Source organism: Aliterella sp. E5.1 (genome assembly GCF_057473825.1).
Genome location: NZ_JBYCCV010000310.1, coordinates 1 through 1,725, shown reverse-complemented (window position 1 = coordinate 1,725; position 1,725 = coordinate 1). Strand labels below are relative to the sequence as shown.

Sequence of the window (1,725 nt, the reverse complement as noted above, 5' to 3'; positions counted from 1 at the left end):
AAGTCGAAATGAGTTTGCACCTGCTTGATTATATTATCGGCAAAGAGGATAAAGAGGCGGCTTTAGCAGCGGTCCTTAGAGAAAATCCTAGAGTTGTTGAAACCCTCCCTTTGATATTCGCTTCACGGGAACACGAGTTTACCATCATGCCTGAAGTGATAGGCGATTATCTCAACATCACTGACTACACCTTCAGCTTGGCCAGCGTCCAAGACGAGGCGGGCATTCAAAAAGTTGTCGGCTTTTGCAAGCTGATTGGCCTTCTGGATTTTGTGACCTCTTCCGGTATCACTAGCTTTACCGATTTCGTCTACGGCGTCGAAACCGGCGTTGACACTCACGGGCGCAAAAACCGGGGGGGGGACCAAATGGAAGACATTGTCGAGTACCACGTCCGCACCGTTTGCGAGGCGGGCGGATATAGGTACATCGCCCAAGCGACTGCAACCCGCATTCAACAAGAGTTCGGCAAAAAGTTGACCGTCGATAAGTCGGAGAGGAGAATCGACTTTGCGATTGACACACCCAACCACCTCTACCTCATCGAAACCAACTTTTACGGGGGAGGAGGTTCAAAGCTTAAAGCGACCGCAGGCGAGTACCGTGTGTTGTACGACAACATCATTAGAGACGGGCATCAATTTGTCTGGATAACCGATGGCAAAGGCTGGTTGACGGCTTTGCTACCTCTACGTGAAACGTTCAACTATGTTGACTTTGTTTTAAACCTTGAGATGGTGGGGCGCGGATTACTCGAGGACATTTTGCTAACCTGATGCCCACATGGAACTTTACAAGAATTCATCAAAATTTGTATAAGCGTGGTGGCCGGATGACTGCCGCAGATGAGGGCATAGAAACTGGACCACTTGGACCTCTTTTTATGGTTTTCGTAAAAGTCCTATGTGAAAGAACTATAGAGAAGAGTTTACCGAAAATGGCTAGAAAGGCGTCCAAGTGGTCCAAATCTATTCTCTACTGCAACCAAGTAAAAACCGCAACGTGTCGTTGCGGTTTACCTCGTACACGTCACCAATTGTTTACATCCGGTGGAACCGTACCGTTATGGGCTTTTTTTAGCTTCAACCCCGTGTAATAACGGCGTGCGCCGCTTTTGTGCAGTCTGAAGTTCTTCTCAGTCATAGTCAGCGTTAATGCTTTAGTACTTAGCCGGAAGTTATAGGTTTTACACCACTCATTGAATGCTTCTTGAAAGCCTTTCTTGTCAAGCGTTGCTTCAGCATCAGGTTCAAAGCAGTCTTCTATGAATTCGCCTACCATGTCCATACTGCTTTTGTATTCGCTATGGTTGCGTTCGACTCGCTTCGGCAACGGTTCAAGACCTTGTTGATACCAAGCCACCGCGCCGCGTACCATCCACGCTAAGATGCCAACTGCTTCAGTCTTCAATACGGCGTCCATATTTTTAGTTTTCGCCGCCCCTGAAAAAACTGCTGCATAATCCAGCGGAAGCAATCTACGCCAGATGCCGTTATTCTGGCCCGTGATGGTTGGCAGGTGATTTGTGGCTAACCAGATTTTACAGTGGGGGCGGAAGGTGAAGTATTCTTGGTAGAGGCGTCGCGCTGAAATGGTGCCGTCCCCCGTAATGGTTTTAACTAACGACTCACTCAGCTTTGCCCCAACGTCACCTTCAGAAGCATAGACAAACCGCGCCCCCCGCAACGCCGCTATATCGTTTGTCGCGGAACCCTCTTTACGTTC

Annotated in this window: 2 protein-coding genes; one reads left to right on the top strand and one right to left on the bottom strand. The window is 48.6% G+C overall.

Translation table 11 applies throughout. The features are described 5' to 3' along the window. A partial coding sequence (locus AC2VE5_RS26655; protein ID WP_486890554.1) for a type II restriction endonuclease occupies positions 1 to 776 on the top strand: 776 nt, incomplete at its 5' end. 253 nt (positions 777 to 1,029) lie between these two features. Here the strand turns inward: AC2VE5_RS26655 and AC2VE5_RS26650 are convergent. Continuing rightward, the coding region (locus tag AC2VE5_RS26650) for a DNA primase family protein (RefSeq protein ID WP_486890553.1) at positions 1,030 to 1,725 on the bottom strand (696 nt) is incomplete at its 5' end.